12 protein-coding genes and 3 tRNA genes are annotated in these 17,395 nt (G+C 32.2%); 6 read left to right on the forward strand and 9 right to left on the reverse strand.

Going from position 1 to position 17,395, the window contains the following annotated elements; genetic code table 11:
* Positions 1-299 precede the first annotated feature (299 nt).
* From MRU_RS10330 to MRU_RS10340, 3 genes are all read right to left on the reverse strand, one after another.
* Positions 300-374 (reverse strand) — tRNA-Met (locus tag MRU_RS10330).
* Between the two features lie 297 nt (positions 375-671).
* Complete coding sequence (locus MRU_RS10335; RefSeq protein ID WP_012956854.1) at positions 672-1,205, reverse strand: hypothetical protein; 534 nt, start codon at positions 1,203-1,205, stop codon at positions 672-674.
* 15 nt (positions 1,206-1,220) lie between these two features.
* Positions 1,221-1,625 carry a hypothetical protein gene (locus MRU_RS10340; protein WP_012956855.1) on the reverse strand — a complete coding sequence of 135 codons (405 nt, stop codon included), beginning with the start codon at positions 1,623-1,625 and terminating at the stop codon, positions 1,221-1,223.
* A gap of 456 nt (positions 1,626-2,081) precedes the next feature.
* Here MRU_RS10340 and map point away from each other — a divergent pair, with 456 nt between their 5' ends.
* Positions 2,082-3,011, forward strand: coding sequence for a type II methionyl aminopeptidase (gene map, locus MRU_RS10345; protein WP_012956856.1), 930 nt, complete (start codon positions 2,082-2,084; stop codon positions 3,009-3,011).
* Positions 3,012-3,197: 186 nt separating this feature from the next.
* Here the strand turns inward: map and MRU_RS10350 are convergent, their stop codons facing one another.
* The gene (locus MRU_RS10350; protein ID WP_012956857.1) at positions 3,198-7,613 is read right to left on the reverse strand and encodes an Ig-like domain-containing protein; all 4,416 of its coding nucleotides are present in this window, start codon (positions 7,611-7,613) and stop codon (positions 3,198-3,200) included.
* 570 nt (positions 7,614-8,183) lie between these two features.
* Here MRU_RS10350 and MRU_RS10355 point away from each other — a divergent pair.
* On the forward strand, positions 8,184-9,068 hold the full coding sequence (locus tag MRU_RS10355) for a hypothetical protein (protein ID WP_012956858.1): 885 nt from the start codon (positions 8,184-8,186) through the stop codon (positions 9,066-9,068).
* Between the two features lie 373 nt (positions 9,069-9,441).
* On the opposite strand, the gene frhB is transcribed toward MRU_RS10355, so the two are convergent.
* Genes frhB through frhA form a run of 4 tightly spaced genes read right to left on the reverse strand, consistent with a single transcriptional unit; the run spans position 9,442 to position 12,990 of the window.
* Positions 9,442-10,287 (reverse strand): coenzyme F420 hydrogenase subunit beta, encoded by an 846-nt coding sequence (gene frhB / locus MRU_RS10360; protein WP_012956859.1) that lies wholly within the window; start codon positions 10,285-10,287, stop codon positions 9,442-9,444.
* 11 nt (positions 10,288-10,298) lie between these two features.
* The gene (gene frhG, locus MRU_RS10365; protein WP_012956860.1) at positions 10,299-11,258 is read right to left on the reverse strand and encodes a coenzyme F420 hydrogenase subunit gamma; all 960 of its coding nucleotides are present in this window, start codon (positions 11,256-11,258) and stop codon (positions 10,299-10,301) included.
* Between the two features lie 12 nt (positions 11,259-11,270).
* Positions 11,271-11,744, reverse strand: coding sequence for a coenzyme F420-reducing hydrogenase, FrhD protein (gene frhD, locus MRU_RS10370; RefSeq protein ID WP_012956861.1), 474 nt, complete (start codon positions 11,742-11,744; stop codon positions 11,271-11,273).
* Positions 11,745-11,772: 28 nt separating this feature from the next.
* Positions 11,773-12,990 carry a coenzyme F420 hydrogenase subunit alpha gene (frhA, locus tag MRU_RS10375; protein WP_048812525.1) on the reverse strand — a complete coding sequence of 406 codons (1,218 nt, stop codon included), beginning with the start codon at positions 12,988-12,990 and terminating at the stop codon, positions 11,773-11,775.
* A 1,058-nt stretch (positions 12,991-14,048) separates the two neighbouring features.
* Here frhA and MRU_RS10380 point away from each other — a divergent pair.
* From MRU_RS10380 to MRU_RS10395, 4 genes are all read left to right on the forward strand, one after another.
* Positions 14,049-14,603 carry a hypothetical protein gene (locus MRU_RS10380; protein ID WP_012956863.1) on the forward strand — a complete coding sequence of 185 codons (555 nt, stop codon included), beginning with the start codon at positions 14,049-14,051 and terminating at the stop codon, positions 14,601-14,603.
* Between the two features lie 311 nt (positions 14,604-14,914).
* On the forward strand, positions 14,915-15,517 hold the full coding sequence (locus MRU_RS11255) for a hypothetical protein (protein WP_012956864.1): 603 nt from the start codon (positions 14,915-14,917) through the stop codon (positions 15,515-15,517).
* 209 nt (positions 15,518-15,726) lie between these two features.
* Positions 15,727-15,801, forward strand: a tRNA-Arg gene (locus MRU_RS10390).
* A gap of 76 nt (positions 15,802-15,877) precedes the next feature.
* A tRNA-Arg gene (locus MRU_RS10395) sits at positions 15,878-15,952 on the forward strand.
* Between the two features lie 123 nt (positions 15,953-16,075).
* Here the strand turns inward: MRU_RS10395 and MRU_RS10400 are convergent.
* Complete coding sequence (locus MRU_RS10400) at positions 16,076-17,269, reverse strand: TIGR00375 family protein (protein WP_012956865.1); 1,194 nt, start codon at positions 17,267-17,269, stop codon at positions 16,076-16,078.
* Positions 17,270-17,395 lie beyond the last annotated feature (126 nt).

A 17,395-nucleotide genomic window follows, 5' to 3' on the forward strand; every position in this document is an offset into this window, starting at 1 on the left:
ATATACTATATGATTAAAAAGTGTTTCCATTAAGGTTTATATAATGTCAAATTTAATTTAAAAGAAATTGATAGGAGTCAATGAATTAATAAAAAAAGTTTAAAATAATAGATAAAGTGATGATAAAAGAAGTAAAAAACAAAGAATTTTTAAATAATAAATATAAACTTTAAAAATTAAAAATGGGATATAAATAGATATTTTTTAAAAAAATTAGCAAAATATTGATGAAAAAAATTCAGACTTTGAATTTTAAAAGTAGAAATATAACAGTGTTATATTTGTATTCCATAAAAAAATAGCAGGGCCTAGATTTGAACTAGGGCTCTCGGGGTTATGAGCCCCGCGGGATCACCAGACTACCCCACCCTGCTAAAAGGATTTAGTAATTCAACATTATAATATTATACACCATAATATATAAAGTTTTGTATTTTTCTAATAATTTCAAAAATTAGAATGAAGCAATATAAATGGAAAATAAGAAATAAAAAACGTTTAATTTATCTAAATATTAAAATAAATTAGATATATATAGAATTAAATGAGTGAGTAAATCTAAATAAAAAAAAGAGATAAAATAAACTAGAAAAAGAAAAAATATTATAAAAAGAGATAAAACTGACTAAAAAGAGATATGAAAAATAATAAAATAAAAAAGAAGAATGAAATTATTCATCTGCTTCTTTTTCTATAGTTTCAGCGTCCTCTTCTAGAAGTTCAGAATCTTCTTCAAGTGCCTTAATACGTTTATCAAGGTCTTCAAGTTTTTCATTGGTTACATTGCTGTATTCACTGAATCTTTTCTCTAAGTCATCAATGCTGTCACAAGCAGTAACGCAACGTTTTTCCAAACTTTCCAAGTCATCAGTGGTTACTAAAGACCAATTTTCGATTAATTCTTCACTTCTTTCATCTAAAAATGCATCTAATCTTTTGGAAAATGCATCTGTAGTGTTAGAATAAGATTTATCAATGTCCTTAAAGGTATATTTAATCTTTTTACCTACAGAAACTTTTTCTTCCGCTTCATCATCATCCAGATTAACGGTGGCAGTGGCTGCTTCCCTTTTAGAAATGGTGAGATGATCCTTTAAATCATCTATATCAAAACTGCCTCCATTGACAGTCTGAAAATAATAATAGATTAAAAATACAATGGCTGCCACTAGAATAATGATAGCAATCAATTCAATAATTTCCATAATAAAGCCCCACTATTATTTGCCCTTATTGAGTTTTTTCTCTTTATCTTCAATTTCTGCAAGCATTTTTTCTAATTTTTTAAGTTCGGTTTGAGCTTCAAGACGTGCTAAACGTTCATTGATTTCACTATGCAAATAGCCTACATCGCTCATGACTTTAGCAGTGGAATCTCTGATTTGAGTAAGCTGCTCTTGCTGTTCGCTAGGTAAAGAAATAGGATTTTCCATCAAACGTTTATTTTCAAGGTCCTTTTCAACCATCGCAATCTTTTTAAGCTCAATCTCTTTTTCCATCAATTTTAAAGTATTGTCAGATTGGCGTACCTTTTTCCATTGCAATGCAATGATAATGACTACAAAAGCCAATATGACCACTAAAATAAGAATGAAAATTTCACTTGGTATAATTTCATTAGCCATGATTTTACCTCCATGAATAACTAAATAAATTAATTATTGACTTAAATATGAATCAATTAATCAGATAGTTATTGGTTTAAATAAGAATATGTATATTATATCATTAGCAATATATAAAAATTTTTATACTTTTTTGTCTATAAGATTAATTGTAGACAAATTTTAGATTAAATTCCTAATGCAAATATTGCCTAAGATAGGAATTAAAATAAAAAATTAGATTAAATTCCTAAGGTAAAAAATACCAATATAGGAATTAAAATAAAAAATTAGATTAAATTCCTAAGGTAAAAAATACCAATATAGGAATTAAAATAAAAAATTAGATTAAATTCCTAAGGTAAAAAATACCAATATAGGAATTAAAATAAAAAAACAAGATTATTACTTATTCAATGAAATATAATTTGAAAAACTAAATAAAAAAGGATATTTTAAAAAATAAGCCGTGATAAAATGGTAGATGAAATTAAATCTTATGAAGAAGCTGGAAAAATTGTATCCAAAGTCAGAAGCGATGCATCAAAAATGATAGAAAACGGACTTCCAATTCTTGACCTTGTAGAGTTTGTAGAAAGCGAAATATTAAAGTCAGGGGCAGGAATAGCATTCCCATGCAATGTTTCAATAAATGAAATAACCGCTCACTACACCTCTCCAGCAGGAGATACAAACAAGATGGTAACCGGAGACCTTGTAAAGCTGGACTTGGGAGCTGAAGTCAATGGCTACATTGCAGACTCTGCAGTTACAATCATGGTTCCAGGAGACAACTTAGAAGAGCTCTTTGATGAGGACACTCTAGAAAAGAATCAAAGAATCATAGATGCCTCAGCAGCAGGGCTTGAAGCTGCAATAAGCACTGTAAGGGCTGGAGTTAAAGTATGTGATGTGGGAAGAGCTGTAGAAGAGGCAATAGCTGAATATGGTCTCAATCCAGTTAGAAACCTTACAGGGCACAGTCTTGAACATTGGAATCTCCATGCAGGAATTTCCGTGCCTAACTATGACAACAACGATCCAACCATACTTGAAGAAGGCCAAGCAGTTGCAATCGAGCCTTTTGCAACAGATGGTGAAGGAATAGTTAATGACTGTCCTTATGCTTATATCTTTTCATTTATGCAAAGCAAGCCTTTCAGGATGAAAAACACTCAAAGAATGCTTAATCATATTGAAAAGAACTATAGATACTTGCCTTTCAGTGGACGCTGGCTTACAGAAAGCTTTAATGAGCGTAGAGTAAATACAGGACTTAAGCAATTAGGAGATGCTATGGCGATTTATCCTTATGCCGCTCTTAAAGAGAGAACTGGAGCTTGGGTGTCCCAAAAGGAACATACTATGATTGTTGAAAGTGATGGTTGTAAAATAACCACACTTTAAACTTTTTTTTACTTTAAATATAAGAAGTGCTTTTTTAAAACTAATTATTTATTGCTTTTTTTAAAATTAAATATAAAATAAGTGTTTTTTTAAATTAATAAACCTTATCACTCTTTTTAAAAATAAATAAAAAAAGAAGATATTAAGAAAAAAAGATTTTTAAAATTACTTTTTTTAACAAACAAACTATTTAATAGTCAATTTAGCAGTTTTAGTAAGAGAATTATAAGTATCATCACCCTCAAACTTAACAGTAAACTTATAAGTCTTTTTAGTGGATAAACTTACCTTTAAACTAGCAATTCCCTTAGAATTTGTGCGTGTTGTATAAGTCTTTCCATCTATGGTGATATAGACCTTCTTATTTTTTAATAAGGATCCATAGCTTGTAGTCAATTTAGCAGTCCATGTTTTAGACTTAGCGCTTGACTTATAAGTGACATTGGAAACATCAAGCTTAGGAGTCTGCTTTTTAACAGTTATCTTAGCCACTTCAAATGAGCCATTATAATATTCATCACCTAAAAATGAGATAGCGAATGTATAAGTTCCCTTATAGGCCAGATTGATTTGAAGACTTGCAGATCCGTTCTCATCTGTGGTCCTATTATATATTCTTCCATTAAATCCTATTTGAATTGCTTTATTGGATAAAGCATTTCCATTCTCATCCTTTAATGTCACTTCAAAGTATTTTCCTATCCTTCCTTCTACATTGGAATCGAAGGCTGTTGTAACCATATCTTCAAATATTATCTTAGAGGCTTTTTTAGGATTCAATGGTCCATGAGCAATATCAATATCTGAACCGGTCATTATAGAGCTTACTTCAAATACAAACGGATTCATTCCGCTGACTAATATATTGTTTTCAATGGATATGTCATTTGTAGGCGCCAATATAGCTCTAGATGATAGGAGCTTTAAGATATTTATTGATTCAGCCACTGTAGAATCATCTAAAAGCATGAACTCATTATCACATATGTTTAAGCTTGGAACCTGGATTGAAAGACTGTCTGTTCCATTGCATGCCTCTGCCAATATCAGTAAATCAGCATTATCAAGGTAATAAGCTCCATTTTGAATGTTTAAATAATCAAATGAACGATAAGAATTGTATGAATCAGAGGATGAGTGATTCAATAACTCATCATTAGGCAAAATGTGGAATAAAGGCCTCCAATTGCCAGATACAAATATTCCTCCATTTATTGTAAGGTTTTTATAAATATTAATTGTATCCAAGTCAGCAAATACCATATTTCCTAGCTCAACTGTATCTCCTTCAACTGCAAAGTCTATTAAGTTTTGAAGGTCACGTGTAGAATTATCAGTATGGACAATAGGAGACTTAAAATCATTTTCATATAATCCATTGCCCTTTAAGGACCCATTTAGTTCAGAGATGTATAAATATCCGTTCTTTAAGACATTATCATTTAAGTCATCTTGGATGAATACAGCTAAATTGGAAGCATTTAGATTTCTTTTAATATCTGCTCCGCTTGCATTGATAAGGTTATTTGCAATATTGAAGTTATTGCAATCATCCAAGTCTAAAGCATGAGCGAAACTGCCTGAATCTATATAAAAATCATTATTATGTAAATTAAAATTATTTGTATTTTTTAAATTCAAGCCATAAGCTAAATAAGCTGAATCAACTGAAAATTGATTATTAGATAAATTAAATCCAGAACTATCGCTTGAATTGATTCCACAAGCCAAATAAGTGGAATTTATTGAAAATTGATTGTTTATCATGGTCAAATTATCTACTTTAACTAGATCTAAGCCATAAATTAATGAAGAATCCTCTAAATTGCCATTTGAGCTTAAATTAAATAAATTATTCTCCAATAGTAAATTTTTAACAGAATCTGAATAGATTGCGTTTATTAATCCATTAGAATCAATCGAGAAGACATTATTTCTTATAATAAATCCGCTTGGATTGGTTTTTGAATTTAAATAATCCATCTTATTAGATAAGTATATTCCATATAATTGGCCAAAATTAGATTTGAAGTCAATAATATTGTTTTCTATGAAAATATTTCGGGAAATGTAATCGCTACCGTAGAGCCTTATTGCAGATAAGGAAGCATCATCAGATAAAGGAGAATCTATTAAAGAATCAGAGGAATCAATATCTAATTTAAAAGTATTATTATAAATCAAAACATTACTAACTCCATCCTTTATAGAAATAAAGTCTATATTTGAACTTAAATTATCTAATTCAAATTTTAAATTAGAAATAATAGTATTAGAGCTTTCACCTTCCAAGGAAATAAAGCAATTTAGCAAACTAGAGTCTTCGCTATCTGAAATAATCTTTAAAGGAATGTCTATTTTAAACATTTTATTTGTAAGATTAGCAAATCTAAGTGTATTTCCAAACTCAATAGGGAAATCATCTCTAAAACTACCGTCTTCATTGAAATAAAGAGCATAATTAGCGTCATTTATGACATAAACATCTGACGCATTTTCAGTTGAATTGATATTATCAATCAAATTCTCATAGGAATCCTTTACCTCATCATCCAGATTGTCTAAACTGCTATTGGTAGAATTATCTGAACCATTATCAGATGATTCATTCATACTGCCGTTTCCATCCATAGGAGTTTGATTGGAATCTGAGGAATTGCCTCCAGAATCTACTCCTCTTAAATCTACAGGAGATGGCCCATTAAATACAATATCAGTATAGATTTCATTTAAAGTTTCCATCATTGATTTATACTCATTATAAGGAACATTTCTATAGACATCTGAGATTCTGCTATTTACAATATCCTTTAAAGGAATTATATAATCTGTTTTTGTTATATTGTCTGTTATGCTGGAAAAGTTTCCTACAAAGACCAATGCATTGTAATTATAAGAGTCTGAATAATTTATGGTGTTATTTAAGTCTATCCAATCTGAATAATCCCTTACATTTCCTATTTCAGCGAAATAATTAAAGTATGTGTCATTATAGACAGCAATTGAATTATTGAATGAGATAATGTTTGCATCGCTTTTGATTTGGCTATAGTCAATCGGGCTTTGATTGAAGGTCTTTGAATATCCCATGATAAGATTGTTTCTTATTGTGACATCGGTAGGGTATTTTGAATTGGATTGCTTCTTTACAAGGATGCTTGATGAATCTACACTTGTTAGAATGTTGTTTTCAATGAGCAGATTGTTCATACGTCCGAATACATAAATCGGGCTTTCAACAGGCACGTCAATGATGTTATTGTATACCTTACAGTTATCGGCATAATAATTGAATTCAAGGCCGTTATGGCCGCTTATATTATAGACAATATTTCCATAGGCAGTATTATTAGGCATCAGATAGATTGCAGAGCCTGTAAGCTTGCTGTTGAATATTGTATTGTTTGCAACGATATTGTCATAGGATGCGTGAATTCCATAGTCTCCACCTTCTGTTCCGTCATTTCCTTCGAAATATCCTCCTGTAAGGTTGAAAATTATGTTTCCAGCAAGGATATTGAAGCTTCCTTCAGAATCTATTCCCCTATATACATTATGAATCGTATTATTGAGAGCAATGTTATAATCTCCCATCAGATGTATTCCATAAGCCCATGCCGAAGGGTTTGATAAACCGCTATCTTCACTGATTGCAGATGATCTTACAGTATTATTGTATATTGTATTATGATTGGACTTTTCAAATCCGTATGTTGTAAGGTAGATAGGATTTGAGTCCTTTATGGTTACATCGTTTGAAAAGATGTTATTGTAGTGAGAGTCTCCAAGAAGGATACCTGCACGTTTCCATGAAAGGTTCATATAGCCTGTAAAGTATGTCTCAAGCTTGTTTCCAAATATGTTTGAATAATTGGAGTATATCACACGGACAGGGTTTCCGTTAGCCCCTGTACAATAAATGTCATTGCCATAGACATCCACATTTGTGGATCCTTCTAAAAAGACTCCAGGACACCATTCGACGCTGTTTCTTATGTATAGGTTTGAGACACTTGAACGGCCGTCAGCAGTCATGTTTTCAAACTTAATCATACAGTTTGTGAGCTTTGCATTATTGGAGCTTGTTATATGGCATGGAATAGTAAATATGAAGTTTTTAGATATTATATTGCCTGACAGGTCTATAGTATCATATGGAGCCACTACAGATGTCTTCACATAGCCATTCTTATCAAAGTATTTTGAATAAGTTGATTGGGAGACTGTGTATGTATTTGATAAGTTTAATTGGTTTGAATTGAGTAAACTAGAATCTAATTGGTTTGAACTCAATTGATCAGATTCTAATTGGTTTGAATCCAATAAATTAGAGTCTAATTGGTTTGAACTTAATATTTTTGTAGTATTTTGGTTAGATTCCTTATCCAAATCGATTTCATCAAGACAACTGTTTTCTTTTAAATCACTAGAAACATCTAATGAATTATCAGAATTGCTTAAATCGTCATCAATAGTAAAAGAATAATCAATATCACTTAAATCGCCTTGAATAGCATCATTAGTTAAATCATTAGCACTTACACAAGAAATGCTTAAGATAACTAAAATTAAGGATATTAAAATCATTTTATATACTTTCATAATTCCACCAAAATACTTGCTTAGTTTGAAAAAATAAACTTTGAAAAAATAAACATTCTTATATTAAAAATATTATTTCTTAATATTATTTAAAATTTAATATAATAATATACAATAATTCAAAGAAATATATTATTTTTAATTTTTATGTTTTACTCTTTAAAAAGTAAATATTTTTTAACTTTCATAAGATTTTTTTAGTTTTTTAAAAATTTTATTTTTGCTTTAAAATCATTATTTTGCAATTTGCTTTGTTCTAAGAGCTTATTTCGAGTCCACATCAATTTCACACGATAACAACAATTTTACGAACTCACAACAATTTAACATCCTCAAATCAATTTCACACGATGACAACAATTTTACGAACTCACAACAATTTAACATCCTCAAATCAATTTCACACGATGACAACAATTTTACGAAATGAAGTCAATTTTACGAAATGAGAACAATTTTACGAGATAAAGTCAATTTTGACATAATCGTGTATTTATATCAAAAAAGAAACATTTATAAAGTTTAAAAACAAAAATAAAACATAATTAACCACGGGAGGCATTGATAAAAATGAATGAAAAAAATGAGTCCGCCTTTCCTATACGATGTGATCCCGAGGATGAAATATTTGTTAAATGCATGTCTCGAATTAAAGAGTTTCCCCAATATATCACAGGATACGATGATATAGAAGGACCATATGAAAGCCGCTTTATCTCTTCAGGATACAGAAACTTAAATCTTGATTCCGTAAGGATAAGATCAGATAAAAGCAGCATAAATATAGAGCATCACAGCTCAATAAGCCAAGAGGCAATGAGAAGAAATTACGAATATGCTGTAAATGTCTTTAATGCTACTGGACAAGCAGTTTATCCTTTTATCTTTTACACTGGCGACTTGCCCGTTGATAAAATAACTTACATGAACCAGTTAAATTATTTTCATCCCCAATGGTTTATATTAAAGGAAAAGGATGGCATGAAAAGATTAAATAATATTAAATATAAAACTGATAATGATATAGATATGCACATTTTTGAATTTTTAGATTACATTTGGCTTCCAAAATTCAAGTTAGAAATAACAATTGAGGAATGCATCAGGGAACTTGTTAAATTGTATAACAAGCTTTCTGCTGACGAATTTATCTTAAATTTCACTAAAGAATGTCTTGCATTATGGGTTGGAAGATATATAAAAGACCAAGATGAATTAAAATACATGGCTAGGTGTTTAAATATGTCCAAAATAGAAGAAAGACCTTTTGAAGAATCACTGAGAGGAGTAATCTTCGCAAGAAAACTAGAAGAAGCCGAAGAAAAAGGTGTGGAAAAAAATAGAATAGATTTTATCACTAAAGCTTTAAAACAAATGAGTCCTCAAGAAGTTTCCGATTTGTTTGATATTCCTATAGACTCAATACTTAGTGTTCAAAATCAATATTCAAAATAAACTTTAATTTTTCTCTTTTTCTTTTTTTATTCATTAAAAGCTAATTCTTAAATTTTAAACTTAAATAATTATAATTTTTCTATTTAAAAACTTTTCTCTTTTTTATAATTTACTATTTTTTAACAAGCATAAACGTTTTAAAACAGCACTTAAATTAAAATCTATATTTTTAAAAATTATTAAAATAATAGAAATAAATAAAAATAAGTTAAAAAGCTTAGATTAATTAAAATAAGTAAAAATAAGTTAAAAAGCTTAAATTTATAAAAATAAGTAAAAATAGCAGTTGAAATAAAAATAAAAAAAGTAATTTAAATAATTAAAATAAAAAAAGGAAAAAAGTTAAGAAAAAGTAAAAAAAGAAAAAATAGAGTTAGAAAGGACTTGGGAGTCCCATGTTAACTCTTCTTTCAATTTCTTTTCTACCTTTGTCTTTCTTACCGTTAGCTAATTTTTCGAGTAATTCTAAACCAGGTTTTACATCATCCATTGGTTTGGTTTCGATTACTCCAGCTTCTACAGCTGCGGTAAAGATGTCTGCACCACTGTCGGTTCTGGTGAATACAGTGGACCATCCATCAGGAGAACCTACAGATCCAGTAGATACATCAGCTAATTCTGCAACATAGTCGAGACAGATGTTACATCCAGCTTGTTCATATCCGTGGGTTTCTTTTAATGGAAGTCCGGATTCGCCTTCAACGTCAGTAATCCAGAATTTTCCTTTTCCAATATCCATCTTGTTTACGCCTTCTAAGGAGGAATTCATCTTACCTTCAATGAAGGTCTTTAAGGAATCTCTTGGGAAGTTTTCCATACAGAAAATACCTATAATCAATGCAAGCTTATCTGCTACGAATCTGGTAGCAAATGGATAGGATTGCATTTTTCTAAGTCCCATAATTTGACAAGGAGTTCCTACAGTTCCTATTTTTTCAAGACCGTATTGTCTTACAGCTTCTTTGAGTCTGATTGCGTTTGGAGAGAAGGTATATTTGGTACCTGCTGCTGCAATGATTTCTTCTGGAGTCATTGCAATGGTAGGTTCAGGTTTCCATGGATCTTCAGTGTTTCCAGCAACAATTGCTCCTTCAATAATGTTTTCTTCTAAAGCGTAAGTTAATAATGCGGTTACGATTCCACCATCTTGTGCGACTTTTTGGATTGCTTTATCAGTAGCTCTTGCTGATACTACGTCTTTATATGTACCGAATGCCATTTTACTTCCTCCTATAATCCTAAGTCCTTTTTAATTTGTTCAGCAGGGAACCAGGTTCTTGGACAGTGAGTAGTACATGCGCCACATTTAATACATCTGTTTTTATTGTGTGATGGTCTACCTTCTACCATTTCAAGAGCTCTGGTTGGACATGCTAATACACAAGTTCCACAACCACAACATAATGCCTTACTTACTACGTTGGTCTGTAAGTCACAGCCACAAGCTAAGTTGCATGCTGCCATGTCTAACATAGGTTGTAAGTAATCCATGTCACCGTTGATTAATGCAACAACTACTTTTGCAATAATTTCTGGGGATGCTGGGCATCCAGGAATAGCACAATCTACTTTTACCAAGTCAGAAATTGGTACAAAAGATTCGTGTTTAGGTTGTGCTAATTGTCCACCACGTGCATATCTGGTGAAACAACCAGTCATTGCACAAGATCCAAATGCGCAAACTAATCCTGCTTTTTCTCTTACTTCCATAAGTTCTTTTACACTGTGTTCATCTTGTAAACAGACAGACCCTTCGACTAATGCCAAATCCATTTCAGGCATTTCCCATAAGTCTACTAAAGTTGTTCCGTAAACGATGTCCACCATATCAGTGAGTAAGGTTGAGAGAATGTCGTAATTTTCAGTTAAAGACATACCGTCTCCAGTACACCCACTCATGTGAATATATCCTATTTTTGGTTTGTCAGCCACTTTTTCAACCTCCTGAGTTGAAGATTCTTTTAATGCTTTAGATGATTCTGCTTCTTTTTTAGCTTGAGCTTCTTCTTCAGCTTTAGCGTCAGCCTCTTTCTTAGCCTCTTCTGCTGGCTTTGATTGAGCTTCAACTTCCTTTTTAATCTCTTGTTTTAATTTGTCTTGAGTCTCAGCTTTTGCTTCATCATCTTCTGCGTCCGGTTTAGCTTCAAGTCCTAAAAATTTTCTAATGCTGTTTTTAATTCTTGCAAGCATTGCTAAACCCCTTTAAAGTTCATTTAATATCATTTCAATAGCTTTAGGAATTGCTGCCTCCACTGGCTCTGTTAAGCCCATATCTACATCTGGTGCAGTGATTTCTTTTGGTTTACATCCGACGATTACAACTTCTATACCCATATCCACCAAATCGTGGAGAGGTTCCTCTACAGGCCAGGTATGAGCGTTTTCATACTTTCCTTTAGGCATGTCATAAGGACTGAAGATCTTTAGTGTTCCAGGTTCTGCGTTCCATTCCACAACATCCACTACAATGACCTTCTTCCAATTGTCGTCAGGCATTGAAAATATGAAATGTGTGGCTCCGGTTCCCGCATCAATGAACTGGGTATCTTTAGGCATTTCAAGATTGTTTTCCTTAAAGTAATCTTCTAAAGCATGTATAACCATTGGACCGAATCCGTCATCTTTAAATAAGACGTTTCCGCATCCTACAACTAATCTTCCTGCATCATAAGGCATGATATTCCATCCTATTAAAATCAATTAATTAAATTCTCACCATTTTATTTTCGACTACAGATTTATCTTCATCGTCAACTACCATTACGTGAGTTGCACAAGATAAACATGGGTCGTAAGCTCTGATAACGTGAGGTCCCCATTCGTGGTGGAATCCTTCAGTTGCAGGACCCATGGTTGGGATGTTCCAAGTTGTTGGTACTAATGCACTGTAGAAAGCGGTTTTTCCGTCTTTTACTTGTGCCATGTGAACGTCAGTTCCCCTTGGTGCTTCGATTACACCAATACCTAACTTGTTGGTACCTCTTGGATCGAAATCTGCAAGGGTATTAGCAGCAGTATCTAATTCATCTAAGATAGCAATAGCTCTGGAAAGGTAAGTTTTCATTTCACGAGCTCTTGATAAGTGTTGTGCTACAACACCTCTTTCTTTGTAACCTTGGAACTTGTCTACTCTTGCCCTTGGACCGGTTTCAACATTTACGCCATCGTATAATGGGATGGTGGTACATGCCCTTTTACCGACTTCAGGGTCGTCATACCAAGCTTCAGGTACGATTTCAGTAAATCTGTCAAGGTCAAAGAAGTCTCTTTTACCGTATACTACATCACTTGCAAATACAGGAGCGTCAATTACACCTAATCCTTCAGGAATGTCCTTTTCAAGGATTAAGTTAGTCATCAATTCAACATGGTTGTCCACTACAGGGACTAATGCTTTGAGTCTGGCGTATAATTTCTTACGAGCAAGTTCGGAAATGTTTCTTGCCATACCGCCGATTCTTACATCAGATGGGTGAATACCTTCACCAGCTACCATATCTACAACATACTGTGCGTTTTTCCTAATGGTTCCAACACTGTCTACTGCAGTCTTGAAAAGATCTTCTGGTACAAAATCAGGAGCAACCAAGAAATGGTGAATAGCGTGACTGTTTAAGTTAGAAGCAGAAATTGTTAATTCTCTTAACAATGCAGCTGCTTTTGGAATTTCAATGTCAAGGGAGTCATCCATCGCTTCGACAGATGCTAATGTGTGAGGAATTGGACATACCCCACAGATTCTTTGACAAAGAACTGGTGCAGTCTCAGGTGCTTTACCTGTAACCATTTTCTCTAAGCCTCTGACAGGTGTGATACTAAAGTATCTACCTTTGGTAACTATCCCTTCATCGTCAATTTCCATGATAAGTTCCGCATGGCCTTCTTGACGAGATGTTGGGGATATAACTATTTTATCGCTCAAATGTGTCACCCCTTATTTTATAAAATTTTCAAAAGTTAGAAACTAACATATTATATTATTACTTAAAACAATATAAATTAACCTTTTTAAACAAAAAAGAAAACTTTAAATAAAATAATAATTTAGGCAAACCTAAAAAAAGCCTTATTTCGTAATAAATCATTAAGAATTTTCTTAAAATCCCATTATAGGACCTCAGAGAATTGGACTATATAAAAAATAGTTAATTTAGTTAAACAAAAATTCATGATAAAATATGATAGATTTTTTTAAAAATCATGACAAATTAAGCAAAGATTTTTCTTTTGAAAAATTGAAAAAAATTATTAATTTATTTAGCCCAATTTGCATAAAACTTATAAGCAATTCATAAAAAAATACAAAAAAGTATTATTTTTTATATATACATTTATAAATTAGTTAAATTTTGCAAAATTTAGCCAGTTTTTGTTTGTATATATTCGAAAAGTAATACTTTTTAGCTATTCTGATTAAAATAATTAGAATTTTAACTTGATGAGAATTAAAAATATTGGAATTTTAAATGGAATGAAATAAAAAACATTGAAACTTTAAGTTGGGGAACTTTAAGTTGGGGAACTTTAAGTTGGGGAACTTTAAGTTGGGGAACTTTAAGTTGGGGAACTTTAAGTTGGGGAACTTTAAGTTGGGGAACTTTAAGTTGGGGATAAAATAAAATAATCGAAATTTTTACTTGATCAAAATTTGAAAATTTGAAAAGCTCTAGAAGAAGAAATAATGATAATTCAACGAAAACTATATAAATTATAAAAATTAATCTTCAATAGTTTAGGAAAATTATATATAAATTGAAATTCCAATATTATAATAATTAATTGGAAAACTTTCAATTATTCATTTTTAATAAGTTATTGAAAAAAAGTTAAATTCGAAAAATATTGTTTAAATTTTATTAAGAGCAATAAAGAAAAATAAATTATTGTCTAATCAAATCAAGAACAATAACTGACTCAAATTTAAAAAAATTATCATATAATAATTTTTCAATATCTTCAAAAAGGAAGTGAGGTGAAAAAATGGACAACTCCAATATTATAATCTCAGTAATTATAGTATTATGTATTGCAGCAGGAGTAACTGCATATGGTATAAGTGAGGGTGATAATGCAGTCTTCAGTGATTTAACTGGATTTTCACCATCTAGTACTGATTCTGGAGATACTGGAATAGGAAATACTACTGGAAACAATTCTCAAGGCGGCGGAATAACCGCAGGTCAAACTAATGTGGCTACCAACACTGGCGGCAGCTCAAGCGGTGGCTCAAGTGGTTCAGGCAGTTCAGGAAGTGGTTCCGGAAGCGGTTCTGGATCATCTGGCTCTGGCGGAAGTTCCTCTGGAAATGGCGGAGGAAATACTAACCCAAGCCCAAGTCCTAGCAAAATAAGCGCAGCCCAAGCTAAAAACATAGCAGCTGGCGCAATTGCCGAAGAAGGCGCTTATATCAGCAGCGTATCAGATACTGGATCAGCCTATGTCTGTTATATTTCTAATGCAGAAGGTACTAATGTAGGTTACATTACTGTATCATACGGTGGAGCAATTATTGAAGGTGCCGGAGGCGCACCTTAATTAAAAAACTATTTTAAGAGAATATATTCTTATATTCTCAATATTTTTATTTATTTAAAAGCTATTTTTACCAAAACTTACTATTTATCCCATTTATAATTATAATTTAAATATTCATTTTTCAAACTTACTATTTTTTACGATGAAAGAAAAAAATAAATAAAAATAAATAACTATATAAATACTCAAAATAAATTATATATATTCAATTTTAAGATTCGATAACTAATCATAAAATAAAATTATTTGTAGTAAACCACAATTATTATTTACTATAAATCCTTTTTATTAAAAATTAAAGAGGTGAGCAAATGGATAATTCAAGCATTCTTATATCCGTAATCATCGTTTTATGTATTGCAGCAGGAGTAACTGCCTATGGACTTACAAATGACAGCAATACTGTATTTAATGACCTCTCTGGATTTACTCCTGACGAATCTGGAGATACCGGTATAGGAAACAATACCACAGGAGGAAACGGAAATTCAGGTAGTGGAATAACTGCAGGAACAACAGACTCTGGAAGTGGAACTGGTTCAAGCGGCACTGGTACCGGCTCAAGCAGCAGTTCAAGCTCAAGCTCAAGTTCAAGTTCAAGTTCATCAAGTAGTTCTAATACTCAGCAAAAGGCTTGGAAACCTAAAGTCAGTCCAGAAAAAGCAAAAGCACTCGCAACAAGTGCAGCAAGAAACTCAGGATGGCCTGGAGCATATTGTTACAGTGCAACATATAATTCTGGCGGATATTATGTCTGTCTTTTAAAAGATGATGCTGGAAACACTGGTTATGCGCATATCGGTTCTGGAACAGGCAGATTCTTGGAAGGATCCTGGAGCAAACAAGTAACTAAAGAGCCTAATGAAGTGGAAGACGATTATAAAGAAAATGAAACTTCCAATATTACTGAATAAGAACTGTTTAAAAAAAAAAGACAGTTGATAAAAAAAACAGGATTGTTATGGTTTCACTTCATAATAAATCCTAAAAAACTCTTTTAGGAAAAATAAAAATTGTAATAGATTTAATTTAGATTTTTTTATCTAAATTAATCTATTATTTTTTTATTCCACCACAAATTATATATACCATAAAAAATATAATATATTTATCATGTAATTTGGGGCCCGTAGCCTAGCCTGGATAGGGCGTCGGACTTCTAATCCGAAGGCCCCGGGTTCAAATCCCGGCGGGTCCGCTTATACTTTTTTTAATTTTTTTAAAAAACAATTTTAAACTAATTTTATTAAATAATTAATAATTGTATTTATTTTAGGCTTGTAGCCTAGCTTGGATAAGGCGTTAGACTCCTAATCTAAAGACCGCGGGTTCAAATCCCGCCAAGCCTGCTTTTTATCTATGACCTTTCCACGACTATTTTTCTAAAAAAAGTTATTAAAACCCTGCAAAGCCCTATTTCTTAAAAATATCCTAAAAAAGTTATTTAAACCTAAAAAAGCCCTAATTAGAAGCTAAAAAAAACTATCTAAAGTGGTCACACTCTCTTTTTTCTCAGTTTTATTAAAATCCTCACTAAATGAGATTTCCCCATACTTTCCTCCACCACCTGGAGTTATATTAAGAGTTTTTTCTCTAAATCCTTGAATGGCAAGGGAAACATCACTATCTATTTTTTCTATCTCATCAAGGGGAGTCTTAATCAATACATCAATCTCCGGACCAAAGTTATCCACCATCTTTTGCCAGATTCCCTGAACAGTCTTGGTTGTAACCCCTTTATCATAAACCATACTGATCAGCTCTCCAAGAGGCATAAGATGAACATAAGGTGGCCTATGGCTCGGATGCTTTGGCTGGCTAAAGTCTGCTATCTCGCTTATCCTATAGTCAACCCCTTTCTTTATCCGACCGCCACAAGAGCATATCATCTTATTCTCCTTAGCAATGATAGGATCAACAAGCTTATAACATTTGGTGCATGCAGTCATATGGTATTTTCCCAAATTAGGAAGCATTCCATAATTTGCTTTTACAGTCTTGTGCTTAAATGCCTTCTTTAGTGATGAAAAGGAAACATCATCCATCTCTATCTGATTAAACTCCCTTCCTAACCTATGAGGCCAAGGAGAATGTGCATCAGAATTGGATAAAAATACAAAATCAGACAATTCCTTTATGCAATCAGCCATATCAGTATCTGCAGAAAGTCCTAATTCAACAAAATCAGGCCTTTTATCATAACAGTCGTAAATGCTATCGTAATACTTATACATTCCAGTCCAGGGAGTAAATGAGTGGGCAGGTCCTATCATGCAGTCATATTCACGAACAAGCTCCAATAACTCAGCTCCCCCAAGTGGAGTCTTAGGTCTGCCATCTATAAACTTATTAGAGGACACTAACTTAGCAGAGAGCTCATGAGCAATATCCAAATCTGGAATGATAATCACATGGTGTACCTTATGCTTGCCTTCCACCTCAGTTGTAAGGACAAAGTCACAGTCCCCTCTTGAGTATATTCCATCTCCCTTATATTCTGTGCTTTGCCTAATGATATCCAACCATTTAGGATGGAATGCGTCTCCAGTTCCAACAAGTTTCAAGCCCTTTTCAAGGGATTTTGGAGCAATGTTCTCTATCAGCATGTCTTTAGATGTGGCCATGGAAAAACAGCTGTGAATATGTAAATCTGCATTAACTAACATAAGATATCATATAAATTTTTTAATATAAATATTTTAAACATTGGGCTTATCCCCACAGAAAATCAGTTTTTTAAATATAAATATTTTAAACAAATACCCCCTGAAAAGAACCTAACTTTAATATAA

It is taken from the genome of Methanobrevibacter ruminantium M1 (assembly GCF_000024185.1).
Lineage (GTDB): Archaea > Methanobacteriota > Methanobacteria > Methanobacteriales > Methanobacteriaceae > Methanobrevibacter > Methanobrevibacter ruminantium.